Raw genomic sequence first — 26170 nt, 5'->3', positions numbered from 1 at the left:
TAAATCCAGGGCGGGTTCAGCCGTACGTGTCCCGCGGGCCGCGGCCGCGGACGTGCCGCTCCCCCTTGCGCCAGCTCGGCGCCGTCGGCCCCGTGATCCGCAGTTCCTCGACCACCCCGTGCCCGACCGCGGCGGCGATCTTCGCGAGGATCTGCGCCTGCATCATGCGCAGCTGGGTCGCCCATGCGGTCGACTCAGCCGAGACGTGCAGCACCTTGTCGCGCAGCGTCGTCGGCGTCGCGTGCGAGGCGATGTCGTCGCCGACCACGCGCGCCCAACTCCCGAGCACGGTGCCCTCCGACACGCGTCCCGTCCATCCCCGCTGCTTGGCGATCGCATTGGTCAGCGCGCCCAGCGGCTGCGGATCCCGCTCGTCGGGTCCCGGACCGGACCAGCCGCGGCGGCGGCGCCGCGGTCGCAGCGCCCCGCGCGAGGCGCGTCCCTGCCCCACCGACTTGCCGCTCGCCTGCGCTGCCGCCCGGGCCTCCTCCAGTGCGCGACGGGCCAGGTCGATCCCGCGCAACGGCGGTTGAGACGGCTGTTCGTCCGGGTTCTCGATGCTCATCGCAATGCTCCGTCCACGGTTCCGTCCAGATCCGGCGGTGCGGGATCGCCGCCGTCGAGCGGGGTCAGCACCGAGAGCCGGCCCCGGTCGGTGTCCTCGGCCCGCACCCCGAACCGGACCGCGGCCAGCTCCGCCGGCACGTCCTCCGGCACCGCGGCGGTGACGAGGACCTGCTCGGCCGAGGCCGCGACGGCGGCGAGCGCGGTGCGGCGCCGCCGATCCAGCTCGGCGAACACGTCGTCGAGCATGAGGACCGGGTCCGTGCCGTCGGCCCGCAGGAGCGAGAACGCGCCCAGGCGCAGCGCCAGCGCAAACGACCAGGACTCCCCGTGGCTGGCGAAGCCCTTGGCCGGCTGGTCACCCAGAATCAGGTCCAGCTCGTCGCGGTGGGGCCCCACCAGGCACACGCCCCGCTCGATCTCCTTCGTCCGCGCCTGCGCCAGCCGGGTCAGGAACGCGTCCTCGATCACGTCCCGGTCGTCGGATCGCGGCGTGCGGCCCGGGTCGGCGAACTCCGGCGGCAACGCCTCGCCCACCGCGCTGCGGTAACGGAGCATCGCCGGCCGCGACTCGGGGGCGATCGACCGGTATGCCTCGGCGACGTGGGGGGCGAGTTCGTGCAACAGGGCGATGCGCGCCGCGAGCAGCTCGGAACCGTGCGTCGCGAGATGACCGTCCCACACGCCGAGCGTCGCCAGTGCGTTGGACCCATCGCCGGACCGGCTGCCGCGGCGCAGCGCACCTCCGGCCGTCTTGAGCAACGCCGACCGCTGTCGCAGCACCTTGTCGTAGTCGGCACGCACGCCGCTCATCCGCGGGATGCGGGTGGCGAGGAGCTCGTCGAGGAACCGGCGCCGGTCCCCCGGATCACCCCGCACCAGGGACAGGTCCTCCGGCGCGAACAACACCGTCCGCACAATGCCGAGAATCTCCCGCGGGCGCCGCGTCGGCGACTGGTTGATCCGGCCGCGGTTGGGCCGGCCCTCGTTGATCTCGACGTCGATGCCCAGTTCCCGGCCGCCGTTGACGACGACGGCGCTCACCACGGCCCGCGACGTCCCGGTCCGCAGCAGCGGGGCATCACCCGAGACCCGGTGCGAGGTCAGCGTCGACAGATAGCCGAGCGCCTCGAGCAGGTTGGTCTTGCCGTGTCCGTTACGGCCGAGGAACACCGTCGGTCCGGGCGCAAGATCGAGCGAAACGGCTTCCCAGGAACGGAAATCGCGTAACGAGAGGGTGCGAACGTACACAGGCCGACCGTTTCCTCCCTCCGGGTCAGCCCGGCAGGCGCACCGGCATCAGCAGGTAGGTGTAGTCGCTGTCCGGGGCGGCGAACGTGCCGGAGGCGTCGGGCTCGGGCGCCTCGTCGAGCGCCGGTCGCAGCACGGCGGGACGGCTCGGCGTGGTGAAGCCGAACGACACCTTCTCGCTGTGCAGCGAGCCGAGGCCGTCGAGCAGGTACCCGGGGTTGAACGCGATGATCAGCGGCTCGCCCTGGAACTCCGCCGCGAGCGACTCCTCCGCGCGGCCGGCGTCGTCGCCCCCGGCCGACAACAGCAGGCCGCCCTCGGTGAATTCGAGGCGCACCTGCGCCCCGCGTTCGGCGACGAGCGCGACGCGCTTGATCGCGTCCACGAGCGGCGCGATCTCGACGGTGGCCATCGCGGTGTGCTCGGTGGGCAGCAGCTGGCGGAACTTGGGGAACTCGGCGTCGAGGAGGCGGGTGGTGGTGCGCCGGCCGTCCGCGACGATACCGAGCAGGCCCTCGGCGCCGACCGACGAGCCGGCCCCCAGCGCGAGCTGGACGGGCGAGTTGGAGGATCCGCCAACGGTTTTCGCCGACTCGGAGAGCGTCTTGGCCGGGACGAGCACGGCGGCGCTCGCCGCCTCGACGGTGGGCATCCACTCGATCTTGCGGACCGCGAGACGGAACCGGTCGGTGGCCGCGAGCACCATGTGGGTGCCGTCGATCTCGACCCGGATGCCGGTCAGCATCGGCAGGGTGTCGTCCTTGCCGGCCGCGACGGCGACCTGGCTGATCGCCTCGGCGAACATCTCGACGGGCAGCGAACCGGTCTGCTGCGGCAACTCGGGCAGCTGCGGGTAGTCCTCGACCGGCATCGTCGGCAGGGAGAACTTCGCGCTGCCGCAGTTGATGAGCACTCGCGTTCCGTCGAGCACCACGTCGACGGGCTTGTTGGGCAGTGCACGGGTGATGTCGGCGAGCAGGCGGCCCGAGACGAGCACCTGCCCGGACGTGATCACCTCCGCGGAGACGTGGACCTGTGCGGAGACCTCGTAGTCGAATCCGGAGACGGTCAGTCCCTGCTCGTCCGCGCCGAGGAGGACGCCACCGAGCACCGGCACCGGCGGTCGCGACGGAAGACTGCGCGCAACCCACGCGACGGAGTCGGCAAAGTCCTCGCGAGCGACACGAAACTTCATGCTTCCAAGCTCCATCGCCCCGCGGATCCTTTCGCTGTTCCTGGCTGTCGATCGATTCAACGAAGTCTGGCACAAGGCCCCGACACCGACGTCGGCAGCGGGGACGTCGCTCCACGGTATGCGCTCGTCGATCAGTTGGAAAGCCGGAGGCTCGAGGGGGACAGGGCTCTCGAGACCCTGTGCACTCGAGTCCTCCACAGCCCTGTTTTGAAAGAGAAGTCTTCGAGAAAAAACACAGAAGTAGTAATAGGGGTTGTGGAATCTGTGGACGGACGACCGTCTACGCTGGTCGGGCGGGCTTCTCGAGACCCGGACTCTCGAGGATGAACTCGAGGAATTCTCGAGGACGGATGTGGACAGCTCGAGAGTGTTCAACATCGGTACACCGTCCGTCCACAAAGATCCCACGTTGTACACACCGTTGTCCACAGGTGTGAGTCACCGTCGAATCGTCTCGAGAATCACGCCCGCAGCCGCCCTCTGGCCGGGTTCCGGGCACGAAGAAGGGCCCGGACACGATCGTCCGGGCCCTGTGTGCCGAGTCGGCGAGCTCAGCGCTTGGAGCGTTGCTTGATGCGTGCGGTCAGCTCCTGGACCTGGTCGTAGACCTTCCGTCGCTCGGTCATCTCCTTGCGAATCTTCTTGTCCGCGTACATGACCGTCGTGTGGTCCCGGCCGAAGGTCTGCCCGATCTTGGGCAGGGACAGGTCGGTGAGCTCGCGGCACAGATACATCGCGATCTGCCGGGCCTGGGCCAGCGGTCGGGCCTTGCCGGGCCCGCACAGGTCGTCGATCGAGGTACCGAAGTACTCGGCTGTCACCGCCATGATGGTGGCGGAGTTGATCTCGAGAGCCGTCGAGTCCGGGATGAGGTCGCGGAGCACCACCTCGGCCAGGGTCAGGTCCAGCGGCTGCCGATTGAGCGACGCGAAGGCCGTGACCCGGATCAACGCCCCCTCGAGTTCCCGGATGTTGCGCTCGATCCTGCTGGCGATCAACTCGAGGACGTCGTGGGGTACGTCCAGCCGGTCCATGCGCGCCTTCTTGCTGAGGATCGCGATGCGGGTCTCGAGTTCGGGCGGCTGGACGTCGGTGATCAGGCCCCACTCGAACCGGGTCCGCAGGCGTTCCTCGAGCGTCGCGAGCTGCTTCGGCGGACGGTCGGACGACACCACGATCTGCTTGTTCGCGTTGTGCAGGGTGTTGAAGGTGTGGAAGAACTCCTCCTGGATACCTTCCTTGCCCTCGATGAACTGGATGTCGTCGACGAGGAGGATGTCCGTCTCGCGGTACCTGCGCTTGAACGCCACCTTGCGGTCGTCGCGCAGGCTGTTGATGAAGTCGTTCGTGAACTCTTCGGTGGAGACGTACTTGACCCGCATCCCCGGGAACAGGCGTTGCGCATAGTGGCCGGCGGCATGCAGCAGGTGCGTCTTGCCCAGGCCGGAGGCGCCCCAGATGAACAGCGGGTTGTACGCGCGGGCGGGAGCCTCGGCGATCGCCACCGCGGCCGCATGGGCGAACCGGTTGGACGCTCCGATCACGAACGTGTCGAACGTGTACTTAGCGTTGAGGCTGCTGCTGCCGGTCGGGGACGCGGTGGCCGGGGGCGGCGGCTGCGTGAAGTAGGACGGCCACGACTCCCGGACCGCGGTCATCGCCTCCCGGTCGTCGTCGACCTCCTCGAGTTCCCCGGTGTCGACCTCGAGCATGCCGTGGTCGAGAGAGGAGGGGCGGCGCCGCCGGAAGGGGTGCCCCATGTCGTGGCGCTCGGACTCGCGCGGGCGGGACTCGAGTGGGCCGGCGACGATGGGCCGCGTGTCGAACGAGTGCGGCTCGGGCGAGCGGGGGTCCGGCGGCAGACCCTCGAGGGGCAGCGTGTCCCGCGGCACGGCGTACGGGTCCTCGGCGGGGTCGTCGACGGTCGCGGACGGCTCGATGCGGACGCCGAGTCCTTCGACGCGATGCCCGAGGGTGCGGTGGAGCGCACGGAGGATCGGCTCGCGCAGATCCCGCTCGATGGCCTCCTGCGCGAACGAGGACGGAACCGACAGCAGTGCGAATCCCTGTGCCAGCGTGATCGGCTTGACCAGGGCGAGCCACGCCTTCTGGCCCTTGCTGAGGCCCTCACCGTCGGCGGTCAGCTCCGCGACGACGTCCGGCCACACGTCGGCCAGCGCGTTCGGCTCGTCGTTCACGTCGCGTCCTCCCCAGTTCTCTCGATCCGAATTCCACACGATTATCCACAGATGTGGACAACCACAGGGTGGCGCCCTGTGGATGAGGCTGGGAGTTGTGGAGGCCGAGGCGGACGGGTGAGCAGGTGCGAGGGCCGGCTCGGATCCGAAGTGCCCAGTGTGACATGTCTCGAGACGCCCGGCGCGCGTGGCCCGGGCTAGCGACTGCGGGCGCGGGTTCCCGCCCGGCCCGGCGGCCGGGCGCAACGCCGGTGCCCGCGGAGCAGTCGGCCCTGATCACCGCGGTGGTGGGCGACGAGGAACTGCCCCGGCGAAACCATGAACGGGAGCGTACCGGAGCATGAACGGGGTCACGCGACTTCGTGTTGCGAACGTGACGCGGGGGGAAAATGGCATGCGGCGTGTCGTCTTGCGTGTGCCGCGGCGCCGCGGTTTGATTTCGTGCTTGCCGCCGAGTAGCCTCGAACAGTCACTCATACAGCAGTGACGGATCCGTGCTGCCACGCAGTGTTCTCTTTTCGCGTACGGCACGTGTTCATGCGATTTTCGTACACGTTGGACCGAGGACGCCGACCGGCGTCACAGAACTTCGAGGAGTGTTGACCGTGGCCAAGGGCAAGCGGACGTTCCAGCCGAACAACCGACGCCGCGCGCGCGTTCACGGCTTCCGTCTCCGGATGCGGACCCGTGCGGGCCGCGCGATCGTGTCGGCGCGCCGGCGCAAGGGCCGCACTTCGCTCACCGCCTGATCCCGATTCCGGGAGCTCGGGGTGCTACCTGAGCCGTATCGCCTGCGGCGCCGCGCGGACTTCTCCGAGACAGTCCGTCGCGGCCGCCGGCAGGGACGGCGAGACCTGGTCGTGCACGCGATCGAGCGGGAGCAGGCCGAGCTGGTGGTGAGTTTCGGCGGTCCACGGTTCGGATTCGTCGTGAGCAAGGCTGTCGGGCCGGCGGTGATTCGACATCGAGTCGCACGCCGGCTTCGTCATATCTGTGCGACGCTCGTCGACGAGGTTCCCGTCGGCGCAGACGTCGTCGTGCGGGCTCTGCCCGGTGCCGCCTCGGCGTCCTCACGGGAACTCGACCGGCAGGTTCGCTCCGGTCTCGCCCGCCTGGGCCTGGTCGCGACGGCGCGGCGGCCGGAATGAACGCGGGTGAGGTGCTGCGGTCGGTGCGCTCCGCGCCGGTGCGGATGTTGATCTTCTGCATCGAGCTCTATCGCACGTACGTGTCCCCGACGCGCATGCCGACCTGCCGTTTCACCCCCACCTGCAGCGAGTATGCCGTCGAGGCGTTGCGTACCCGCGGGTTCGTGGTGGGCGCCGTATTGACGGTCGTCCGCCTGCTCAAGTGCGCACCCTGGCACCCTGGGGGCTGGGATCCGGTGCCCGAGCGGCGGCATCGATCGGTCGACCGGGATCCCTGACCGGCACTGAAGACTTCGGACCGACGCCGCTGGGTGGCGACCTTGGACGACCTGAGGAGTACATAGAGCCGTGCTCGACTTCATCTACTATCCCGTGTCCTGGATCCTCTGGGTCTGGCACAACGCTTTCACGGCACTGCCCGGACTGGAGCCCGACGACGGCGCGACGTGGGCGCTGTCCGTGGTCTTCCTCGTCTTCACGCTGCGCGCGATCCTGTACAAGCCGTTCGTCAAGCAGGTCCGGACGACGCGGCAGATGCAGGAACTGCAACCGCAGATCAAGGCGCTGCAGAAGAAGTACTCCAACGACCGGCAGCGGCAGGCCGTCGAGCTCCAGAAACTGCAGAAGGAACACGGCTTCAACCCGCTGATGGGTTGCCTCCCGGTCTTGCTGCAGGCGCCGGTGTTCATCGGTCTGTTCCACGTGCTGCGCTCGTTCAACCGCACCGGTGAAGGCTTCGGTCAGCTCGGGCTGTCGCCGGAGGAGAACGCGCAACTCGGCAACTATGCGTTCAGCCCGGAGGACGTGCAGTCGTTCCTCAGTGCGCGCCTGTTCGGTGCACCGATCTCGGCGTGGATCACCCAGCCCGAGGCATCACTGGTGGCATTCGAGCCCTTCGGCGGGATCCCCTCCCGGCTCGACATCGCGCTCGTCGCGATCCCGCTGATGATCGTGGCGGGCATCGCAACGCACTTCAACTCCCGTGCCTCCGTCGCCCGGCAGAGCGCGCAGGCCGCGGCCAATCCGCAGGCCGCGATCATGAACAAGCTGGCGCTGTACGTGTTCCCGCTCGGCGTCATCGTCGGCGGTCCGTTCCTGCCGATCGCCATCCTGCTGTACTGGGTGAGCAACAACATCTGGACCTACGCGCAGCAGCACATCGTCTTCCGCAAGATCGACCAGGAAGAAGAGGCCAAGAAGCAGGCCGCGATCGCACGCCGCAGCGACAACGCTCCCAAGCCCGGTGCCCGTCCCGATCGGACGACGAAGAAGAAGACTGCCTCCACCGGTGTCGAGGACGCTGCGGGTGCCCCGGAGGTCTCCCTGGAGAAGACGGCCACGGACGACGCGTCCGGCGGTGCCACGCCGTCCGCCCCGCCGTCCGGATCTCCCAAGAACGCGGCCGGATCGAAACGCCCCGGCGGCTCGAAGAACTCCAAGCGCAAGCGGCGCTGACCGAAGAAGAGAGAGCGAATCATGGCCAGTGACCTGGACAAGGCACAGGAGGATGCCGACGTGACCACCGAGACGCCGGATCTCGACGCGGATTCCGACTCCGAGGACGATCTGCTGGTCGAGGAGGGCGAGATCGCCGGTGACTACCTCGAGCAGCTGCTCGACGTGCTGGACTTCGACGGCGACATCGACCTCGACGTGGAGGGCGATCGCGCGGTGGTGAGCATCGACGGCGGTAAGGACCTGTCCAAGCTCGTCGGTCGCGAGGGCGAGGTGCTCGACGCCCTGCAGGAGCTCACCCGCCTCGCCGTGCAGCAGGTCACCGGTGAACGCAGCAAGCTGATGCTCGACATCGCGGGATGGCGGGCCGGCAAGCGGGCCGAACTCAGCGCGCTCGGCACGGCCGCCGCGAAGCGTGTCCTCGAGACCGGGGAGCGCGAGGAACTGACTCCGATGACGCCCTTCGAGCGCAAGATCGTGCACGACGCGGTGGCCAGGATCGACGGTGTCTCCAGCGAGAGCGAGGGCGCCGAGCCGCAGCGTCGGGTCGTCGTCCTCAAGGACTGACGGACAGCAGTCCGACCGGACAGCAGTCCGACCGGACAGCAGTAAGGAGGGAGGGATCTCGGCGCGCGACGTCGGGATCCCTCCCTTCTCTCGAGGCGAGGTTGTCGCCGGGAGAGGATGTTTCACGTGGAACAGGACGAGGGACGCATCCGCGAGATCGCCGTTCGCGTCTTCGGTGAGCGGCTCGGTCTCGCGGAGCAGTATCGGGATTCGCTCGCGACCGACGGTGTGGAGCGTGGACTCATCGGGCCGCGCGAGGTCACCCGACTGTGGGATCGTCACCTGCTCAACTGCGCCGTACTCGGTGAATTGATCGACGAGGGCGAACGTGTCGTCGACGTGGGTAGCGGTGCCGGTCTCCCGGGCATCCCCCTGGCTATCGCCCGTCCCGATCTGCACGTGATCCTCGTCGAGCCGTTGCTGCGCCGGTCGGTGTATCTGGCGGAGTTCGTCGAAGCGCACGGCCTGACCAATGTGCTTGTCATTCGCGGTCGTGCCGAGCAACCCGGCGTCGTGAAAGAGGCCGGAGGGTCCGACGTCGTCACCTCCCGAGCCGTGGCTCCCCTGGCGAAACTCGCCAAGTGGTCGCTGCCGCTCGTGCGCGAGGGTGGGCGGATGCTGGCGCTCAAGGGTTCCAGCGCGGCGGAGGAGATCGCGCGCGACCGCGACGAACTGGCTCGTCTCGGCGCCGGCAACCTCGAGGTCCTCGAGTGCGGCGTGGGGCTGCTCGAGACACCCACCCTCGTGGTGAAAGCCGAGCGGATGCCGCGGCCGACTCGGCGGCGCAAGAAGCACTGATCCGGTTTCACGTGAAACCGACCCGCACTCTCGAGTGCGGCGCCCTCTCGAGGATCGCACTCGAGGAGATGAGCGACTCGAGGCACTCGAGGCGGACAGGGTGTCGGGCAGTGTGCCCCCGTCGTCCCCGGCGGCCGCCATACCCGGATGCCGGGCCGCCCGCGGCTCGAGACCTGCGGTGTCCCTCTCCTGTCGCGTCCCTCTCCTGTCGCGTCCCTCTCCTGTCGCGTCCCTCTCCTGTCGCGTCCTTTCTCTGTCGCGTCACGGTCCTGTCGCGTCGTCACCGGCCGATCCCCGCCGAAATCCGCTCCGGTGTGCCCGGTCCTGCCCGCAACTACCGCGGGCTGGCCTCTCCTGCAGCACGAGTCACCGAAGTTGTTGTCCTCCTTGACTTTTAGGGTCGACGGCACGGCAGCGCCAGGACGGCGAATCCTCTTCGGCACACACCCTTCCCTATACCCTCGGCCAAATCGTCACTGTGACAGTAGCTCCCCCTTCACATCGAGGCGGTCGCGAGTGCGACGCGTTGTTTCACGTGAAACCTGCACTTTTCGGTTTCACGTGAAACGGTGGGTTTCCCGTGAAACGAGATTCGTCGGCGACGTCGTCGCACTCCCGCGGAAGGCGGATGGGATACTGAATCGAAACGAGGAAAGGGAGTGGGCCGGGAACGGTCGCCAACCCTCGCCGGCGCACTCCACCTTCCGAGTTCGGGCATCAGTCACTGCGCCTCGGCTCACTCCACCCCCCGTGGGACCGAAACGGTGACCGGCCGCGGTGGTCGAGCGCGGATCACCGGCGTGGTGTCGCGAGGGGGATGTACCGTGCGGGTGTCGACAACAAAGGAGCGGTCAATGTCGGGTGGATCTGAATCCGCTGTTTCACGTGAAACCGAGACGCAGAGGACGACGGCAGCCGCGTCCGGGTCCGCCGAGGACGAGTTCTCTCCGATTCCGTACGAGGGACTCTCGCCGCTGGATACGCCGATCGGCGCCGCTGCGCACCGGGCCAGCCAGGTGCTGCACCCGAGTTCCGTGAACGCCCTCCCCAAACCGGCGCACCGTCGAGTGATCACGATCGCGAACCAGAAGGGCGGGGTCGGCAAGACCACGTCCACCGTGAACCTCGCCTCCGCCCTCGCCGTCCAGGGGCTGACCGTCCTCGTCGTCGATCTCGATCCCCAGGGCAACGCCAGCACCGCGCTCGGAGTGCCACACCACTCCGGCATCCCGTCGAGCTACGAGGTGCTCCTCGGGGAGGTCAAGGCGGCCGAAGCCGTCCAGCAGAGCCCGCACAGCGAGCGCCTGTTCTGCATCCCGGCCACGATCGATCTTGCGGGCGCCGAGATCGAACTCGTCTCGATGGTGGCGCGCGAGAACCGTCTGAAGAACGCTCTCTCCGCAACTGCGCTGGGCGACCAGGACTTCGACTACATCATCATCGACTGCCCGCCGTCGCTGGGTCTTCTCACCGTCAATGCGCTCGTCGCGGCGAAGGAGGTGCTCATTCCCATCCAGTGCGAGTACTACGCGCTCGAGGGCGTCGGCCAGTTGCTGCGGAACATCGAACTGGTCCAGTCGCACCTCAATCCCGAACTGCACGTCTCCACCGTGCTGCTCACCATGTACGACGGCCGCACGAAGCTCGCCGATCAGGTGGCGGAGGAGGTGCGCGCCCACTTCGGCAGCGCGGTGCTGCGCTCCGTCATCCCCCGAAGCGTGCGGGTCTCGGAAGCTCCCGGGTACGGGATGACCGTCCTCGACTACGATCCAGGTTCGCGCGGCGCGATGAGCTACCTCGACGCGGGGCGTGAACTGGCGGCACGTGGGTACCGGAACGAGAAGCAGGGGAACGAATGAGCGCGACACGCAAGGGCGGGTTGGGCCGGGGTCTGGCGTCGCTGATTCCGACCGGCCCGGCGGCCGCCCCCGGTCTCGGCAACGCTGCGGCGGACGTGATCATCGGCGACAACCGCAAGACCGCGGCCGCGGAGACCGCGTCGAAGAAGGCTGCTGCCACCGCACCGGCGAGGTCCGGGAGCAGCCGGACCGAGGGCGCGAAAGCCGTGGGCGACGGCGGTCCGGCGCCCACCGACGCTCCCCTCCCCTCCCCCGCCGGCGCGGTCTACCTCGAGATCGACACGGACAAGATCGAGCCGAACCCGCGACAGCCCCGCCAGGTCTTCGACGAGGAGGCGCTCGCCGAGCTCGTCCACTCCATCCGCGAGTTCGGGCTCATGCAGCCCATCGTCGTGCGCAGGATCGACGGCGAGCGATACCAGCTCGTCATGGGTGAGCGCCGGTGGCGTGCCGGTCAGGAGGCCGGCCTCGCCACCATCCCGGCGATCGTCCGTGAGACCGACGACCAGTCCCTCCTGCGCGACGCGCTGCTCGAGAACATCCACCGCGTCCAGCTCAATCCGCTGGAGGAAGCCGCGGCCTACCAACAGCTGCTCGAGGAGTTCGGGGTCACCCACGAGGAACTCGCGGCTCGCATCGGACGATCGCGTCCCGTGGTGACCAACATGATCCGGTTGCTCAAGCTGCCGATCCCCGTCCAGCGGCGGGTGGCGGCGGGTGTGCTGTCCGCGGGGCATGCCCGCGCCCTGCTGTCCCTCGAAGCCGGGTCCGACGCGCAGGAGGTTCTCGCGGCGCGCATCGTCGCCGAGGGCCTCTCCGTCCGCGCCACCGAGGAAGCGGTCATGCTGGCGAATCGCGGCGACGGGAAGGACCCCGCACCGCAGCAGCGTCGCAAACCCATCCAGATGCCCGGCCTGCAGGACGTCGCGGAGCGCCTGTCCAATTCCTTCGACACCCGTGTCACGGTCAGCCTCGGCAAGCGCAAGGGCAAGATCGTCGTGGAGTTCGGTTCGGTCGACGATCTGGAGCGGATCGTGGCGATGATGGAAACTCAGGCCGACCCCTCTTGACGCCTCGGCACGTCAGGACGACAGTCGAGGATACGGACATGGAGGCTGAGTAACCCAGTGTCGACTCGAGTCACAACACTCACCCTGGGCGGACTGGACCAGCTGTCGGCACACGCCCGACGCTGTGTGTTCTGGGAGATGGATCCCGCGGCGGTACGCGACGCGGGCGGATTCTACGATCCGGAGTTCGAGAAGGAAGCGTGGCTGTCGATGGTCATGCTCCAGTGGGGTTCCTGCGCCCAGGTCGCCACGCTCGACGACAAGCCCGCCGGCAGCGCGTTCTATGCCCCACCGAACATGGTGCCGCGCGCCCACCTGTTCCCGACCTCCCCGGTGAGCGCCGATGCGATCCTGCTGACCACCGTCCGGATCGAGCCGCTCGCGGAGGACAGCGACCTCGGCGCGGGACTGATCCGCGCCGTGATCTCCGACCTGGTCCGCCGCAACGTGCGCGCGATCGAGGCCTTCGGGTACCGGTCCGCCGGCGAGGAGGAGAGCGATGTCCCCGGCGCAACGGCGGCCCGGGACTGCTCCCCCGCCGAATGCATGATCGAGGCCGGATTCCTCGAGGACATGGGGTTCGAGGTTGTCGCCCCCCATCACCGCTTCCCCAGGCTGCGACTCGAACTCGATCGCGATCACGAGTGGAAGATCGGCGTGGAAGCGGCCCTGGACCGGCTGCTCGAGGAGGCCGCACTCACCGTCGCGGGCATCTCGGACCGCACGCCCGTCGGGGCGGCCCGCTGAGCGAACCGCTCAGCGGGTCTCGGTGATCGACAGTTCCTCGGCGAGCAGTTCGGCGAAGGTGTACGTGCCGGTGGGCTGATCGTCCTGCCCCAGGAGGTAGAGGCGCTTCACGGAGATGAGAATGGCCTCGGCGATGATGTCCCGCGAACGGGGGTTGGCCAGGACCGAGGCATCCTGCGCGTTCGTGAGATATCCGAGATCGAGCTGCACGGTGGGCATGTTCGTCAGGCGCAGCAGATCCCACGTGCGGCCGTGGCTGCGGCAGTCCCGCAGGGCCGTGCGTGCCGTCACTTCGCGTTGGATGAATCCGGTGAGCACCTGGCCGATCATCGACTCGGAGCCGTGCGCGTTGCCGTAGTGGAAGCTTGCGATGCCGCTCGCGGCCGGGTTGGGGCTGCTGTCGCAGCGGAGGGAGATCATCAGATCGGCGCCGAACGCGTTGGAGGTTCCGGCTCGCTCGATGTTCGACGGATTCGCGTGGTACGGCCGGGAGAGGAAGGTCTCCATTCCCGTCGCGGCCATGCGGCCCTCGAGGCGTCGAGCGAGGTCCCACAGGATGTCGGCCTCGGAGATGTCGCCGTGTGGGCTGCGCACGATGATTCCGTGGTCGCGCCCGCCGAGGCCGGGGTCGATGACGATGCGTTTGCCGCTCAGATGCGGACCGGACCGGCGGACGATCTCCTCTTCGCTGATGGCGTGCGGAGACCCACCGGTGACGCGGGTGCCGAGCAGCTCCAGCGAGCGGAGGGTCTCCGGGCCGCAGATACCGTCGGGCGCGAGACCGATCTCCCGCTGGAAGGAACTCAGCGCCTCGTGGGTGCGCGGTCCGAAGTAGCCGTCGACCCGGTCCACGTAGAACCCGAGGTCCTGTAGGCGCCGCTGCAGGGTTGCGACGTCGTCGCCGTAGAGCGGGGCGGAGAGCTGATAGATGAGGGTGCGGGCGCCGAGCCGGTACGAGGCTTCCTTCAGCGACCGGTACGTGGCGGGACCGACGATGCCGTCGACGAGCAGACCACGCTGCTGCTGGAACGCACGCACCGCGCTGTCGAGGTCACGGTCGAACACCGCATCGGAGCCCACCCAGCTGTCGCCGGCGGCGACGTCGGACTCGCCGTGCAGAAACCCGAGGCCGGTGAGGGTGCTCCGGATTTCGGCGACGGCAGGGCCATGGTCGCCGTAGCGCAGTCGGTGCATGTCTCGGCCCTTTCCGTGCTGCTGACCTGCTGTGCCCGGTGTTCCACCAGACCATCGTTCGATTGTCGCAGATACGCCCGGACCACGAATAATCCGGGCGCATCCGTGTCGACGTGGAAAACGGTGATTCAGAGTACGTCGGCTAGGTCGCGGAGGAGGGCCGCCTTGCCCTTCGCACCGACGATGGTCTTCACCGGCTTGCCGCCGGAGAACAGGATCATCGTCGGGATCGACATGACCTTGTAGTCGCGCGCCGCAGCGGGGTTGGCGTCGATGTCGAGCTTGGCGATCTTGAGCTTGTCGGAGTGCTCCCCGGCGATCTCCTCGAGAACGGGAGCCACCATCTTGCACGGGCCGCACCAGGTGGCCCAGAAATCGACCAGTACCGGCTTGTCGGACTGCAGGACGTCCTCGACGAACGAGGCGTCGGAGATGGTGACGGTGTTCTTGTCGGCCACGATTGCTCCTACTCGATGAAGGGGGAAGGGATCAGTATCCGGCGTTGACGGTGATCGGGTGGTGGTCCGGCAGTTCGGCGAGCCAGCGCTCGGCGTCGAGCGAGGCGGAGCAGCCGGTGCCGGCGGCGGTGATCGCCTGGCGGTAGATGTGGTCGACGAGGTCGCCGGCGGCGAACACACCGGGCAGGTTGGTGGCGGTGGTCGGCTGCTGCACCTTCACGTAGCCGGCGTCGTCGACGTCGACCTGTCCGCGGACGAGTTCGCTGCGGGGATCGTGGCCGATCGCGACGAACATGCCGGTCACCGGGAGAGTGCTGCGTTCGCCGGTGACGGTGTCCTCCAGGACCAGACCGGTGACGGAGGTATCGCCGAGCACCTCGACCGGCTTGGCGTTGGTGACGATGCGGATCTTCTCGTTCGCGCGGGCGCGGTCGAGCATGATCTTGGAGGCGCGGAACTCCTCACGACGGTGGACGAGGGTGACGCTGCGGGCGAAGCGGGTCAGGAAGGTCGCTTCCTCCATGGCGGAGTCGCCACCGCCGACGACGGCGATGTCCTGGTCGCGGAAGAAGAAGCCGTCGCAGGTGGCGCAGGCGGACACACCGCGTCCGAGGAGCTGTTCCTCGCCGGGGATGCCGAGGTAGCGGGCGGCGGCGCCCATCGCGAGGATGACGGCGCGGGCCTGGTAGGTCTGTCCGTTGGCGACGATCTTCTTGACGTCGCCGGTCAGGTCGAGTTCGTCGACGTCCTCGGAGCGGATGTCGGCGCCGAAACGCAGGGCCTGCTCACGCATCTGATCCATCAGGTCCGGCCCCATGATGCCCTCGCGGAAGCCGGGAAAGTTCTCGACTTCGGTGGTGGTCATCAGGGCGCCGCCGAACTGGGTTCCTTCGAACAGCAACGGCTTCAGTTCGGCACGGGCGGCGTAGATCCCGGCGGTGTATCCGGCCGGGCCCGAACCGACGATGACAAGGTCGTGGATCGTGGAATCAGTGGTCATGCGAGCCTTCCGGTGTCTGCTGGTGCTTCTGCTGGTACTTCTGCCTGCTGGTACTTCGATGACGGACGAGCCTGAAGGCCCGTGACCGGGACGTCAGTGGTCCACAACATGGGTCAACACCAGGGTAAGGGGTGTTGTTCCTCGCGTGCCGTGCGTCACGCCACAGTCAGGCGTATTCTGCCCCGCTGCCGGTGGAGTGGTGGCGGGAGCCCTGGCACACAGAGGTCGAATCGTCACGTTGACGATATGGACGCTGTCAGCTCTTGCCGTCTCGTCCCGGGCATCGGGTCCTCTCCCCTCCCCCACGCGCGACCCGATGCCCGGCATGTCGACGACCGCCGATCATGTCTCCCGGGAGTCCGGGCGCTCGTACCGTCCGAGCACGGGCCGGGTCTGCACGGGATCGGGTGTGCACGGGCCGGGTGAGTGGGGTGGCGCCACGAGGTACGCGGTCGGCGCCCGGCGGGTGCCGCACCGGCGGCGCGACCCGCTGCGCACGCGGCGCATCGGGTTCGATTCCGGAAGCGCGAATCTCGTGCGCGAACGCCGGGTCCCGGATCGTCGGCCCCGCATCGCCGTTCAGCGTCCGTCAGGCGCGGTGCTCCACGTCGCGCAGGGCTTCGCGCACGACACACCGGGTGCCGGTGTAGATGGTCGGCATGCACTTGTTGCAGTGGATGCACAGCCCCTCGCGCACGTGTTCGTCCCGGAACTTGTTGACGAGAGACGGGTCCCGCAACAGCGCCCGCCCCATCGCGACGAAATCGAATCCCTCGTCGAGCGCGTTCTCGATGGTGTCGATCCGGTTGATGCCGCCGAGGAGGATGAGCGGCATGCTCAGTTCCGACCGGAACTGCCGCGCCATCGGGAGGAAGAACGCCTCCTCGAACGGGTAGACGGGGAAGAGCCTCGGTCCGTAGAACCGCAGCCCCAGTCCGACGAGCCTGGGCTGGGACGCGACGAACTCGGCCATCGGGACGTCGCCGCGGAAGAAGTACATGCCGTTGAGCAGCGAGCTGCCGCCCGTGAGTTCCATTGCGTCGATGTGACCGTCGGATTCGATCAGCCGCGCCATCGGCAGGCTCTCGTGGAGCCACAGTCCCTTCGGGACGCCGTCCGTCATGTTGAACTTGACGATGACGGCAACCGAGTCACCGGCTGCCTTTCGGACGGCCTCGAGAACGCGCCGGGGCAGCGCGGTTCGCTTCTCGAGACTGCCGCCGTAGCGGTCGCTGCGCTTGTTGAGATTCGGGCTGAGGAACGAGCTGAGCAGATAGTTGTGTCCCAGATGCACCTCGAGCGCGTCGAATCCGGCCTCGACGGCGTAGCGGGTCGCGTTCTCGTAGTCGGCGACGACCTGATCGAGTTGCTCGAGACTCGCGCCCCGCACCAGGCCCATCGCGGGGGCGCTGATGCGGGTGGACGGGGCGAGGGTCTTCGTTCCGTTGGAGATCTGGTTGGCGACGAGGCCGGCGTGACCGATCTGCGCCGAGGCGAGAGCGCCCTCGGCGTGCACGGCGTCGGTGAGTCGCCGGAGGCCGGGGACGGTGTCGCGGTCGAGGACGACGGTGTTGCGATGCACGCGTCCGCCTGGGGCGACGGCGCAGTACGCGACGGTGGTCAGGGCGGTGCCACCGCGGGCGACCTCGGCATGGAACTCGACGAGTTCGTCGGTGACGCGACCGCCGGGCATGACGCCTTCGAATGTCGCGGCCTTGAGGATGCGGTTGCGCAGGGTGAGCGGTCCGAGCCGGGCGGGCTCGAACACGGCAGGTCGCGACGAGGTCATGCCCCTACTTTCGATGCCAGTGGTTCTGTAACGTGTTGCAACTATAGTGCCGCGGCGTGCCGTGCGCCACAATCACCGGTGATGACCACATCCGACCGCTCCCCCACGCCCGCCGGCCGCCCCCGCGATCCGCGCATCGACACCGAGGTCCTCGCCGTGACCCGTGCGATGCTGCTCGAGGTCGGCTGGGAGCGCCTGAGCCTGCGCGGGATCGCGGCCCGCGCCGGGGTGAGCCGGGCGGCGCTGGCCCGGCGGTGGCCGTCCAAGGCGCACCTCGTGCTCGACTCGATTCTCGGCTCCGCGCCGGACCTGGCACCGATCCAGGGGACGGACCGTCGGGGCTGGATCGAGTGGGTGGTCCAGGGCAGTGCGGACCTGTTCGCCCGCCCCGACGTCCGCGCTGCCCTGCCCGGGCTCGTCGCGGCGCTCCGTGATCACGAAGATCTGCGGAACACGCTGTGGCGCAACTTCAGCGGCCCGAGCGCGGCCCTGTTCTCCGACGGCTCCGCCCGCGCCGACCTCGACGCGCGCGCCGTGCTCGTCCTTGCCGCGGGCGCGGCGATGTTCGCGAGTGTCGTTGCGGCCGAAGATGATACGTCGGCCCTGCGGACACGGATCCTCGACCTGCTGCTGCCCGCCGCCGACGAGTGAACTCGTTGCGTCTCAGCCGATCCCGTGGACAGCCAGGGTGGCCGGATCGGAGGCGCCACACCCGGTACCCACCACCAGCGCCGTCAACCGCGGCGACGCGGGATCGCCCAGGACCAGTGCCACCGCCTCCCGGCCGTCGAACCGGATCGTGCGCGATCCCAGTAGTGGTCGTGACTCGTCGATCCCGTTGGCGTCGAGGCATTCTCGGAGGGCTTCCCGGTCCGACAGAGGACCGGTGTCCGACGAGCCGATCATCGCGCGCCACGTCGCCGGATCCAGTACGTCGGGGTCGGGCGCGACGGTGTCGGGAGCGACGAGGGCAGGCGCAGCTGTCGATGCCGGAATCTCCGGACGGTCCGCGCCGTGGGCGACGACGGCGAATCCGATCGCCACCGCGGCCGCCGCCGCGGTCCCGATGCCGGCCGCAGCGAGCCGTCGGCGGCGACGCGCGGCGGCGTCGGCGGTCAGCGCCGTATCGATCCGGGCCGCGACGTCCGGCGGGATCGACGGCCCCCCGCCGTCTTCGGCTTCACCGAGAGCCCGCAGACGGCGGCCGACGGAGTCGAGCGCGGCGATCACCGTCATGGCGTCCGGATCCCGCCGTACCGCCGGCCACAACCGGGCGGCGACATCGTCGTCCAGAACCCCGGCGTGCAGGTCGGCGAGCAGGTCGGCAGAATACGGCGGCTGCGGCAGCTCGTCCTCGGTCATCCGCTGTCCTCTCCGCCTCGGGTGCCCTCACCAGGATAAGACGGTCACCGCTCACGATCGGTTCCCCGTCTCCCGCAGGTCGCCGAGAAGCACCGCGAGCCGACGACGCCCCCGCGCGCACCGGCTCTTGACGGTGCCCTCGGGGACGCCGAGCCGTCGGGCCGCCTCGCTCACCGGCCGGCCTTCCACGTCGACCGCGACGATTGCGGCGCGCTGCTCCGGTGGCAGGGTGCACAGCGCCGCCTCGATGTCCATCGCAATTTCCCGCTCCGCGATGCGATTTCGTTCGTCGCGGATGTCGGTGTGGTCGTCGTACAGCGGAACGGTCGGTCGTGCCCTGTTGCGCCGGATGCGGTCCAGGCACGCGTTCACCACGATGGTGTGCAACCAGCTGCGCACCGCCGCGTTGTTCCGGAACTTCCCCGCCGTACGATGCGCCGACAGCAACGCCTCCTGCAGTGCGTCCGCTGCATCCTCCGGCGAGTAGCTGGTGCGGCGCGCCACCTGCCACAGATGGTCGTAGTGCCGTTCGAGCAGGTGCGCGAACGCACGTCGGTCCCCCGCCACGTGCGCCGCCAGCAACTCGGCGTCGGACATGGCAATTCCTGCGATCCCCCCCAAAATTCGCACGCGCGGATGGTAGCCGATCGAGGTGGGCTACCGGGGGTGCGAGCGCCGGCTACTCGGCGGCGGTGAACGTCACCTCGGCGATCGAGCTCTTGTTGCCGCCACCGGACGTACTCAGGCCCGTGATCCACACCAGCACGTCGGAGGTGCGTCCCTCGGACTCGACCGGGATCTCCGTGACGCCGGAACGCAGTGTCGCCGACCCGATCACCTGGGTCTGGTCCAGTGACGCCTGGTCCGACGGCGCGCTGCGGATCTCGACCTTCGTACCCGGGCTGTCCGATGTCACCGACACCGACGAGAGCGCCGCCGGCTCGGCGAGCGCCACCATCAGGCCCACTCCGTTCTTCAACGCGGGAAACGGCTGGAAGTAGGCATCGGTGCTCCACTCCGTCGAGGGATCGCCGTCGATCGCCAACCGCGCCGTCGCCGGCGAGTCCGGAGTGCCCTGAGGGGAGAACACCGACACCGCCGACGCCGCCACCGGGCCCGCGGCCGCGGCCGGCGCCGGCGCCTGGGCCACCGGTTCCGACGGGGCCTCGGTGGTCGGGGTGAGTCCGAAGTCCTGACTCGTGAGCGGCTCGTCGGAGCTGCCCCCCGCGAGCAGGTTCGCGATCCACCAGCCGATCAGGGCGAGCAGCACCACGGTGGTGATGCCGAGCCCGACGAGCGCGAACAGCATCCGCTCCGACCGCTTCTTCTCCTCCGCGAGGGCCTCGGGGTCCGCGAGCGCGTGGTTGGTGGCACCGGGACTGCGCTGCCCGAGCCGCAGCGCCGGGATCATGTCGGTCTTCTGGTCCACGACCGAGGCCTGGCCGAGGATGTGCTGCACGGTGGCCGCCGTCCGGATGCCGCCGTCGGCCGCGAGCGCGCGCACTGCGACCGCGGAGATCTCGAACGGCACCTCCGGCCGCAGCGCGCGGGGTTCGACCGGGGTGCCCTCGGCGGTCAGGTCCGCGGGGCGCATGCCGCCGATCGTGCCGCCGGTCTGGGCCGGGGGCTGCTGCCCGGGCGCGGCCTGCTCGGGCAGCGGCCAGCGCGCGGTGATCAGGCCGTACAGGCCGGCGCCGAGGCCCCGGACGTCGGAGGTGACGTCCGCGTCGGCGAAGGTGGCGGGGAAGGCCAGCACCGCGTCGCCGGCGACACTGATGCGGATCCGGTCGGGGTGGTCGATCGAGAGGGCGCCACCGCCGCGGTGCGCAGCCTCGGCCGCGGCCGCGAGGGCCTGCACCGCGCGTGCCGCACCGAGCGGGGACGGCTCGGTGCCGGACATCTCGCGCAGCGAGCGACCGGGTGTCCACTCGGCGACGACGATGCCGCCCGAACTGCCGCGGACCACGTCGAGTACCCGGGCGAGCCCCGGTGAGTTGATCCGTCCCAGGCGCAGCGTGCGCGAAAGGATCGCCTGCGGACCGTCGGGACCGGTGACGTCCCCGGCGCGCTGCTCGGCGTCGACGAACGTCAGCGCCACCTCACGGTCGAGCTTGACGTCCTGCGCCTGCCAGAAGCGCAGACCGCGCGCGCCGCCGTGCGGGGCGAGCAGACGGTAGCGACCGCCGGCGACCGACGCGCCGGGGATCAGCTTCGGCCCGCGCATCGGGGTGCGCGGAGCGGACCCGGGCACCCGCAGGGGCGGCAGCTGGGGCGAGCCGACGGGGACGACGCCGGTGTCGACGTGAGGATCGCGCTGCGGCCGGCCGGCGCCGGACCGGCCGTCGGCCGCACCGTCGGCGGACTTGCGGGACGAGGGGGAACGATCGGGCGTGCCGGCCTGCGGGGACCGCGTGCCGTCGGCGTCCGTGGACACCGAACCGGGATCGGTCGATGCGGACTCATCGACCGTGGACTTACCGGTAGCGTGATCGTCGCTCACCCTCACTCCTTCTTGTTCGACTCGCCCGCCCCGGAGGTAGCCGGGAGGCCGTCCGGCATCCGCGAACCGGCGCGATCCGTCCCGGGCGGTCCGAACCTGCCGTCGACCAGGGTACGGGAGTTGCCCGTGTGCATCGATGTGGCTCGGCAGGTTCCGGAGCGCGGGAAGCACCTCGGTGACCGCGTCGTAGGGGGCCACCCCGTAGTCGCCGTAGTCCAGTCGTGGCAACACGATGGTCTTCTCCGCCTCGGACTCCCGGGCCGCCTCGAGTTCGGCGATCTCGTCGGCATCGGCCTCGGCGATCTCCGGTTCGACCGGCGTGCGACCGCGCAGCGCATCGACCTTGCGCCGGACCGCCGCGGTGATCGCCAGGATCTCGGGCACCTTCAGCAGCCACATGACCGTGAGAGTCACCAGCAGCATCAGCGCGCCGGTGATCGCGACGCGCACCATCGAGCCGACGCCGCCGAACCGGTCGCTGAGCGCACCGAGCCGCAGCAGCCGATCGGCGATCAGCATCACCACGGCGCCCGCGGCCGACGCGGTCACCACGTGCCACAGGGTCCGGCCCACGTTCGCCATCCGCAGATCGCCGAGGGCGCGGTGCAGCAGGAATCCGCCGATGCCCGCCCCGACCGTGAACGCCAGGCCGGTCGCCACGCCCAGCAGCAGCACCACCTGGTCGTCGTTGCGGGCGACGACGGGCGCGAGGGCGGACAGGGCGACCTTCACGGCGGTGATGCCGAGGATGATCCACGTGGGGGTCCACGCCTGCTCGCGCGCGTAGAACACGCGCAGATGGATGAGGACGAGGGCGTACGGGATCAGGGTGAACGCCGACCAGCTGACGGCCTGGCCGAGCCGTTCGGCGTTGCCCTCGCCGAAGCTGCCGTAGCCGTACAGGGCCGTGCCGATCTGCGGGCCGGCGACGGTGAAGAACACGACGATCGGGATCAGCGCGATCATCGTCAGCCGGGTCGCGACCGACAGGTCGTCCACCACGGCGGGGGTGTCCTCCGCGGCGGCGTTGCGGCTCAGCCGCGGCATGATCGCCGTGAGCACCGTGACGCCGAGGACGCCGTACGGCAGCTGCAGCAGCAACCACGCGTTGTTGTAGATCGCCGGACCGGCCGCGTCGGCACTCGACGAGACGTGGGTCGCGAACACCATGCCCGCCTGGCTGATGAGCACGTACAGCACGATGGCTGCGCCCATGCCGCCGAACTGGCGCAACCGGTCGTCGAGCCCCCACAGCGGCTTGAGGCTGATCCCCTCGCGGCGCAGCGCCGGCACCAGGGACATCGCCTGGGTCACCACACCGAGGGTGACGCCGCAGCCGAGCAGGAGCAGATGCGGGTCGCTCATCCGCACCGGGTCGAGGGTGATCTCCCCGGGCAGCAGGAAGTAGAGGACGAGAACCGTGATGACGACGACGTTGTTGAGCACCGGCGCCCACGCGCCCGGCTTGAACACCTGCCGGGTGTTCAGGATGGCGGTGAGCAGCGCCGACAGGCCGTAGAACAGGATCGCCGGCAGCAGCAGATACGTCAGCGCCGTGGTCAGCGTCGTCGACACCTTGCCCGTGTCGTCGAGGAAGAACCGGGTGACGAGGACCGGCGCGGCGGCGGTGGCCAGCAGGGCGGCGAGCCCGAGCACGGTGACGGAGACGGTGAACAGGCGCCGGACGAAGGCCGCACCGCCGTCCGGGTCCTCGCGTTCCGCGCGGACCAGCACCGGCACGACGATCGAGGTGAGGACGGCGCCGAGCACCAGCTCGGAGATCATGTTCGGGATCTGGGCGGCGACCGTGTAGGAGCTGGCGACGGCGGCACCGAGCAGGGTCAGCAGCAGCACCTGCTTGACGAAGCCGGTGATCCGGCTGATCAGGGTGGCGAAGGCGATCGAGCCGGTCGCGGCGAGGAGGCCGGGGTTCTTACGCGGGGCCGGCTCCGCCGCCGCGGGGGCGGGCGGGGCGACGTCCTCACGGGTCGGATTCCCGGTCATTGCTTCTCGTACCCTTCGTCGGCTGGATCGGGCTCGCCGCGGAAGCGGTGCAGGAGACGACGGCCCGCCAGGAACAGCAGCAGCGCCCCCGCACAGCCGGTGACGATCGCGAGAACCTGGCCGTACGCGTTGGACCGTACCGTCACGTTCGTCGGGGTGCCGAGCGGCAGCCCGGACTCCGTGGTCAGGGCGAACTCGACACCGATCTTCCGCGAATCGCTGATCTGCGCGGGCACCGTGAGGGTGCGGCTGCCCCGCGGCGGCAGCTGTGTGGGCCCGATGTCGGTGATCTTCATCGCCGACGGGGCGTCCACGTGCAGCCGCACGGTGATGCCCACCGGCAGATCGTTGCGCGCGACCAACAGTAGGGGACTCTGCTCCGAGGTCAGCGTGTAGACGCCACCGGGTGAGAGCACGGTCACCCCCGCGAACATCCCGTCGACGGCGTCGCGGACCTCGTCGCCGCGCCGCACCGCGTCGCGTGCTGCGGCGCCGGGGTCGGGTCCGCGCCGGCCCGCCAGACTCATCGCGCGCAGCAGATCCTCGCGCAACGGCGCGGTGAACTGCTGCGGCGTGAGCTGTGCCTGGGGATCCTCGACGAGCGCCTCCTCGAACGCATCCAGGCGGGGCGCCTGCTCGCGGGCCGTGTCCATCACCTCGGCCGAGGCGCCGTCGACGATGGCCTGCTCCGGGTAGGACAGCGCGACAGTGGGCGTGTCCCCGGGGACCGGTGTGAACAGGGTGTCGAACGGACGCGCGGTGGCCAGGCCCGAGCGGATCAGCGTGCCGACCATCGACAGGACCGCGGCGGCGTCGTCGCCGGATGCGCTCCACGACTGCGGCGGCGCGAACAGCACGGAGTCCGGGGCCGCGGGTGCGCCGGTGGACACGGTCCGGGTGACGTCGTCCCGGGTGCGCAGCGCGGACCAGCTCAGGGCGCCCAGCGCGTCCTGCAGACGGGCGTCCGGGGAATCCTCGGTGAGGTCGTAGCGGGCGTCCTCGTCGGTGAACGACGGCGTCTGCGGTGCGTCACCGAGCGCCGCGAGCGCGGTCGCGGCGGCGCTGTCGAACAGGACCGTGGACAGGCCGTCCACGCCCCGCACGGGCGCGGGACCCGTGCCCGCGGCCGCGTCCGCGGCGTCGACCGCGGTGTCGGCGAGCAGAGCCGTCACCGGACTGTCGGCGGCGAGCAACGCCCCCGCCTTCTCGGTCAGGACCCCGGCATCGGGCCAGACCACGTCGTCGCGGGTCGTGGTGATCCCGAGGATCGTGTTCACGATCCCGGTGGGGGCGGCGAGGGCGGGCCCGGCGAGCGAGGCGTCGTCGAGTTCGGCGAGGGCGGCGGTGTCGACCTGGGCGAAGGGCACCGCGACCGTGCACATCGAGCCGGCGACGGCTCGCAACCGTTCCAGCCACGCGGCGGCCGCCGCCGTCCCCTCCCCGTCGCGGGCGTCGCCCATCGGCTCGGCGGGGTCCTCGACCACCAGATAGCCGCGGGTCATGTTGGCGACGGTGACGAGCAGGTCGGGGTCGACAGCCAGGCACAGCGCGTCGGCGACGCGGCGGTCCTCGGCGGTGGCCGCCCGTTCGGCGGCGTCGAGCAGTCCGTCGAGACGACCGCCGTCGGCGAGCGACGTCGCAAGGTCGTCGTCGACGAGGCGGACCGGCTCCGTCGCCGAGCCGGGCACCCCCGCCGCGAGACGCGGCCGGTCCGCGAGCGGCCACATCATCGTGATCCCCACGGGTGCGGACGTGTCCGGCGGCACGGGGCGGTCCGTCCGGTTCTCGCTCGGGGGCACCCCGAGCACGGGCAGCAGGAACCGGGCGTCGTCGAGCCGGGCCTGACCGCCGTACTCGGGAGCGCCGTTGACGTTGACGAGCAGCGGGTACACCCCGGGTGCGTCGATTCCCAGCGACGGGTCCTGCGCCGAGCGCAGCGCCAGTTCGAGACGGAACTGCCGCTGCTCACCCCGCTCGAGGACGTCGGCGACCGATTCGAACGGACCCGTGCGGTCGTAGGCGGTCTGATCCCAGGTCAACGCGGTGCGCAGCTCCTCGGCGGAGCCGACCGCCGGGGCACGCTGCAGCCGCACGGCGATGTCCTCGACGTCGCGGTCCCCGACGTTCTCGAGCGTGCCGGTCACCGTCACCACCGGCTCGCTGCTGGTGGACACCGTCGTCGGCGTCACCGAGTCGATGCGCAGTTCGAGGAAGCGCGGCGCGTCGGACCCGTCGCTGCGCGGCTGGGCGACGGACACGCCCGCCGTCGTCAGGACGAGCGCGAGCACGGCGAGAACGGCCGCCGCGGCCCGGCGAGCTGCCGACGTCATCCGAGACGGGCCTCCGGTCCGCCGGGTCCGAGCAGCATCGACGGATCCATCTCGGCGATCAACTGGTCGGCGACGTCGGCGAGCCTGCGCTCGTCCGCGTACGCCAGGCGCGAGCGCAGCTCCGGCAGCGGGACCCAGGCCACCTCGGTGACCTCGACGTCGGCGTCGGAGAGCTCGCCGTCCAGGTAGCGCAGCAGGTAGTGGTGCACGGTCTTGTGGACGCGCCGGCCCTCGGTGACGAACCAGTAGTCGATGCTGCCGAGGGTGGCGAGGACGGTGCCGTGGATGCCGGTCTCCTCGTGGACCTCGCGCATCGCCGTCTGCTCGGCGGTCTCACCCTTCTCGATGTGTCCCTTCGGCAGCGACCACAGCAGCCGGCCCCGACGGTCGGTGCGTCCGATCAACGCCGCGCACAGTTTCTCGGGGGGTCCGCCGAGGCCGTCGACCACCAGTCCCCCGGCCGAGGTCTCGCGGACCGTGCGCAGGTGAGGCTTCGACGTGTCGGAGGTGGACCGGCCACCGGACTTGGCGCCCGCGCCACGCCGCCGCGAGGTGCGGCGGTTGCGGTTGGCACGTTCTGCGGGCGACACCCCATCGATACTAGTTGGCGGGACGCGCCCGGCGGTTCAACCAGGCACGTCCGGAGCGCGCACCGGTGCGTTCGGCCACCTCGGTAAGGTT

At 69.7% G+C, this 26170-nt stretch carries 23 protein-coding genes; 10 read left to right on the top strand and 13 right to left on the bottom strand.

Annotation, left to right across the window (positions count from 1 at the left end):
- Positions 1-16: 16 nt before the first annotated feature.
- From F1734_RS01955 to dnaA, 4 genes are all read right to left on the bottom strand, one after another.
- Positions 17-565 (bottom strand): DUF721 family protein, encoded by a 549-nt coding sequence (locus F1734_RS01955; protein ID WP_010595443.1) that lies wholly within the window; start codon positions 563-565, stop codon positions 17-19.
- On the bottom strand, positions 562-1815 hold the full coding sequence (gene recF, locus F1734_RS01950) for a DNA replication/repair protein RecF (protein WP_010595442.1): 1254 nt from the start codon (positions 1813-1815) through the stop codon (positions 562-564). The genes F1734_RS01955 and recF overlap by 4 nt, the downstream gene beginning before the upstream one ends.
- Positions 1816-1840: 25 nt before the next feature.
- The gene (dnaN, locus tag F1734_RS01945; RefSeq protein ID WP_010595441.1) at positions 1841-3025 is read right to left on the bottom strand and encodes a DNA polymerase III subunit beta; all 1185 of its coding nucleotides are present in this window, start codon (positions 3023-3025) and stop codon (positions 1841-1843) included.
- A 536-nt stretch (positions 3026-3561) separates the two neighbouring features.
- The gene (dnaA, locus tag F1734_RS01940; RefSeq protein ID WP_010595440.1) at positions 3562-5208 is read right to left on the bottom strand and encodes a chromosomal replication initiator protein DnaA; all 1647 of its coding nucleotides are present in this window, start codon (positions 5206-5208) and stop codon (positions 3562-3564) included.
- A gap of 605 nt (positions 5209-5813) precedes the next feature.
- Here dnaA and rpmH point away from each other — a divergent pair.
- The 9 genes from rpmH (at position 5814) to F1734_RS01895 (ending at position 12852) form a co-directional block, all read left to right on the top strand.
- Positions 5814-5957 (top strand): 50S ribosomal protein L34, encoded by a 144-nt coding sequence (gene rpmH, locus F1734_RS01935; RefSeq protein WP_006934459.1) that lies wholly within the window; start codon positions 5814-5816, stop codon positions 5955-5957.
- Between the two features lie 21 nt (positions 5958-5978).
- Positions 5979-6356: a ribonuclease P protein component gene (rnpA, locus tag F1734_RS01930; protein ID WP_026137831.1), complete on the top strand. Its 378-nt coding sequence runs from the start codon at positions 5979-5981 to the stop codon at positions 6354-6356.
- Positions 6353-6634 (top strand): membrane protein insertion efficiency factor YidD, encoded by a 282-nt coding sequence (gene yidD / locus F1734_RS01925; RefSeq protein ID WP_203011294.1) that lies wholly within the window; start codon positions 6353-6355, stop codon positions 6632-6634. Before rnpA ends, yidD begins: the two co-directional genes overlap by 4 nt.
- Before the next feature lie 70 nt (positions 6635-6704).
- Positions 6705-7811: a membrane protein insertase YidC gene (gene yidC / locus F1734_RS01920; RefSeq protein ID WP_010595437.1), complete on the top strand. Its 1107-nt coding sequence runs from the start codon at positions 6705-6707 to the stop codon at positions 7809-7811.
- A gap of 21 nt (positions 7812-7832) precedes the next feature.
- On the top strand, positions 7833-8378 hold the full coding sequence (locus F1734_RS01915) for a Jag family protein (RefSeq protein WP_010595436.1): 546 nt from the start codon (positions 7833-7835) through the stop codon (positions 8376-8378).
- 117 nt (positions 8379-8495) lie between these two features.
- Positions 8496-9176 carry a 16S rRNA (guanine(527)-N(7))-methyltransferase RsmG gene (rsmG, locus tag F1734_RS01910; RefSeq protein ID WP_203011293.1) on the top strand — a complete coding sequence of 227 codons (681 nt, stop codon included), beginning with the start codon at positions 8496-8498 and terminating at the stop codon, positions 9174-9176.
- A gap of 854 nt (positions 9177-10030) precedes the next feature.
- Positions 10031-11035 carry a ParA family protein gene (locus F1734_RS01905; protein WP_010595434.1) on the top strand — a complete coding sequence of 335 codons (1005 nt, stop codon included), beginning with the start codon at positions 10031-10033 and terminating at the stop codon, positions 11033-11035.
- Positions 11032-12105, top strand: coding sequence for a ParB/RepB/Spo0J family partition protein (locus tag F1734_RS01900; protein WP_010595433.1), 1074 nt, complete (start codon positions 11032-11034; stop codon positions 12103-12105). Before F1734_RS01905 ends, F1734_RS01900 begins: the two co-directional genes overlap by 4 nt.
- A gap of 57 nt (positions 12106-12162) precedes the next feature.
- Positions 12163-12852: a hypothetical protein gene (locus tag F1734_RS01895; protein ID WP_026137832.1), complete on the top strand. Its 690-nt coding sequence runs from the start codon at positions 12163-12165 to the stop codon at positions 12850-12852.
- A gap of 9 nt (positions 12853-12861) precedes the next feature.
- On the opposite strand, the gene F1734_RS01890 is transcribed toward F1734_RS01895, so the two are convergent.
- From F1734_RS01890 to F1734_RS01875, 4 genes are all read right to left on the bottom strand, one after another.
- Positions 12862-14046, bottom strand: a complete 1185-nt coding sequence (locus F1734_RS01890) for an N-acetylmuramoyl-L-alanine amidase (RefSeq protein ID WP_010595431.1) — start codon at positions 14044-14046, stop codon at positions 12862-12864.
- Between the two features lie 128 nt (positions 14047-14174).
- Positions 14175-14504: a thioredoxin gene (trxA, locus tag F1734_RS01885; protein ID WP_003936658.1), complete on the bottom strand. Its 330-nt coding sequence runs from the start codon at positions 14502-14504 to the stop codon at positions 14175-14177.
- Positions 14505-14535: 31 nt separating this feature from the next.
- Positions 14536-15504 carry a thioredoxin-disulfide reductase gene (gene trxB, locus F1734_RS01880; RefSeq protein ID WP_059175062.1) on the bottom strand — a complete coding sequence of 323 codons (969 nt, stop codon included), beginning with the start codon at positions 15502-15504 and terminating at the stop codon, positions 14536-14538.
- Positions 15505-16093: 589 nt separating this feature from the next.
- Positions 16094-17293 (bottom strand): NADH:flavin oxidoreductase, encoded by a 1200-nt coding sequence (locus F1734_RS01875; RefSeq protein WP_017681023.1) that lies wholly within the window; start codon positions 17291-17293, stop codon positions 16094-16096.
- 81 nt (positions 17294-17374) lie between these two features.
- Between F1734_RS01875 and F1734_RS01870 the strand changes: the two genes are divergently transcribed.
- On the top strand, positions 17375-17944 hold the full coding sequence (locus F1734_RS01870) for a TetR/AcrR family transcriptional regulator (RefSeq protein ID WP_203011292.1): 570 nt from the start codon (positions 17375-17377) through the stop codon (positions 17942-17944).
- Between the two features lie 12 nt (positions 17945-17956).
- On the opposite strand, the gene F1734_RS01865 is transcribed toward F1734_RS01870, so the two are convergent.
- From F1734_RS01865 to F1734_RS01845, 5 genes are all read right to left on the bottom strand, one after another.
- Positions 17957-18655 (bottom strand): hypothetical protein, encoded by a 699-nt coding sequence (locus F1734_RS01865; protein WP_203011291.1) that lies wholly within the window; start codon positions 18653-18655, stop codon positions 17957-17959.
- Positions 18656-18706: 51 nt separating this feature from the next.
- Positions 18707-19252: an RNA polymerase sigma factor SigM gene (sigM, locus tag F1734_RS01860; RefSeq protein WP_203011290.1), complete on the bottom strand. Its 546-nt coding sequence runs from the start codon at positions 19250-19252 to the stop codon at positions 18707-18709.
- An 82-nt stretch (positions 19253-19334) separates the two neighbouring features.
- Positions 19335-23159 (bottom strand): murein biosynthesis integral membrane protein MurJ, encoded by a 3825-nt coding sequence (gene murJ / locus F1734_RS01855; protein WP_010595425.1) that lies wholly within the window; start codon positions 23157-23159, stop codon positions 19335-19337.
- Complete coding sequence (locus tag F1734_RS01850) at positions 23156-25489, bottom strand: DUF6049 family protein (RefSeq protein ID WP_017681026.1); 2334 nt, start codon at positions 25487-25489, stop codon at positions 23156-23158. Before F1734_RS01850 ends, murJ begins: the two co-directional genes overlap by 4 nt.
- Complete coding sequence (locus tag F1734_RS01845; RefSeq protein ID WP_010595422.1) at positions 25486-26079, bottom strand: NUDIX hydrolase; 594 nt, start codon at positions 26077-26079, stop codon at positions 25486-25488. Before F1734_RS01845 ends, F1734_RS01850 begins: the two co-directional genes overlap by 4 nt.
- Positions 26080-26170 lie beyond the last annotated feature (91 nt).

The sequence above is a fragment of the Rhodococcus ruber genome (genome assembly GCF_016804345.1).
In the GTDB taxonomy this organism is placed as follows: domain Bacteria; phylum Actinomycetota; class Actinomycetes; order Mycobacteriales; family Mycobacteriaceae; genus Rhodococcus; species Rhodococcus ruber.
This window is presented reverse-complemented; position numbering and strand designations above follow the sequence as displayed.

Coding starts and splice junctions, on each gene's coding strand:
- F1734_RS01955 (WP_010595443.1), bottom strand. CDS start 565: ATGAGCATCGAGAACCCGGACGAACAGCCGTCTCAACCGCCGTTGCGC.
- dnaN (WP_010595441.1), bottom strand. CDS start 3,025: ATGGAGCTTGGAAGCATGAAGTTTCGTGTCGCTCGCGAGGACTTTGCC.
- yidD (WP_203011294.1), top strand. CDS start 6,353: ATGAACGCGGGTGAGGTGCTGCGGTCGGTGCGCTCCGCGCCGGTGCGG.
- F1734_RS01915 (WP_010595436.1), top strand. CDS start 7,833: ATGGCCAGTGACCTGGACAAGGCACAGGAGGATGCCGACGTGACCACC.
- rsmG (WP_203011293.1), top strand. CDS start 8,496: ATGTTTCACGTGGAACAGGACGAGGGACGCATCCGCGAGATCGCCGTT.
- F1734_RS01905 (WP_010595434.1), top strand. CDS start 10,031: ATGTCGGGTGGATCTGAATCCGCTGTTTCACGTGAAACCGAGACGCAG.
- F1734_RS01900 (WP_010595433.1), top strand. CDS start 11,032: ATGAGCGCGACACGCAAGGGCGGGTTGGGCCGGGGTCTGGCGTCGCTG.
- F1734_RS01890 (WP_010595431.1), bottom strand. CDS start 14,046: ATGCACCGACTGCGCTACGGCGACCATGGCCCTGCCGTCGCCGAAATC.
- trxB (WP_059175062.1), bottom strand. CDS start 15,504: ATGACCACTGATTCCACGATCCACGACCTTGTCATCGTCGGTTCGGGC.
- F1734_RS01875 (WP_017681023.1), bottom strand. CDS start 17,293: ATGACCTCGTCGCGACCTGCCGTGTTCGAGCCCGCCCGGCTCGGACCG.
- F1734_RS01870 (WP_203011292.1), top strand. CDS start 17,375: ATGACCACATCCGACCGCTCCCCCACGCCCGCCGGCCGCCCCCGCGAT.
- F1734_RS01865 (WP_203011291.1), bottom strand. CDS start 18,655: ATGACCGAGGACGAGCTGCCGCAGCCGCCGTATTCTGCCGACCTGCTC.
- sigM (WP_203011290.1), bottom strand. CDS start 19,252: ATGTCCGACGCCGAGTTGCTGGCGGCGCACGTGGCGGGGGACCGACGT.
- murJ (WP_010595425.1), bottom strand. CDS start 23,159: ATGACCGGGAATCCGACCCGTGAGGACGTCGCCCCGCCCGCCCCCGCG.
- F1734_RS01850 (WP_017681026.1), bottom strand. CDS start 25,489: ATGACGTCGGCAGCTCGCCGGGCCGCGGCGGCCGTTCTCGCCGTGCTC.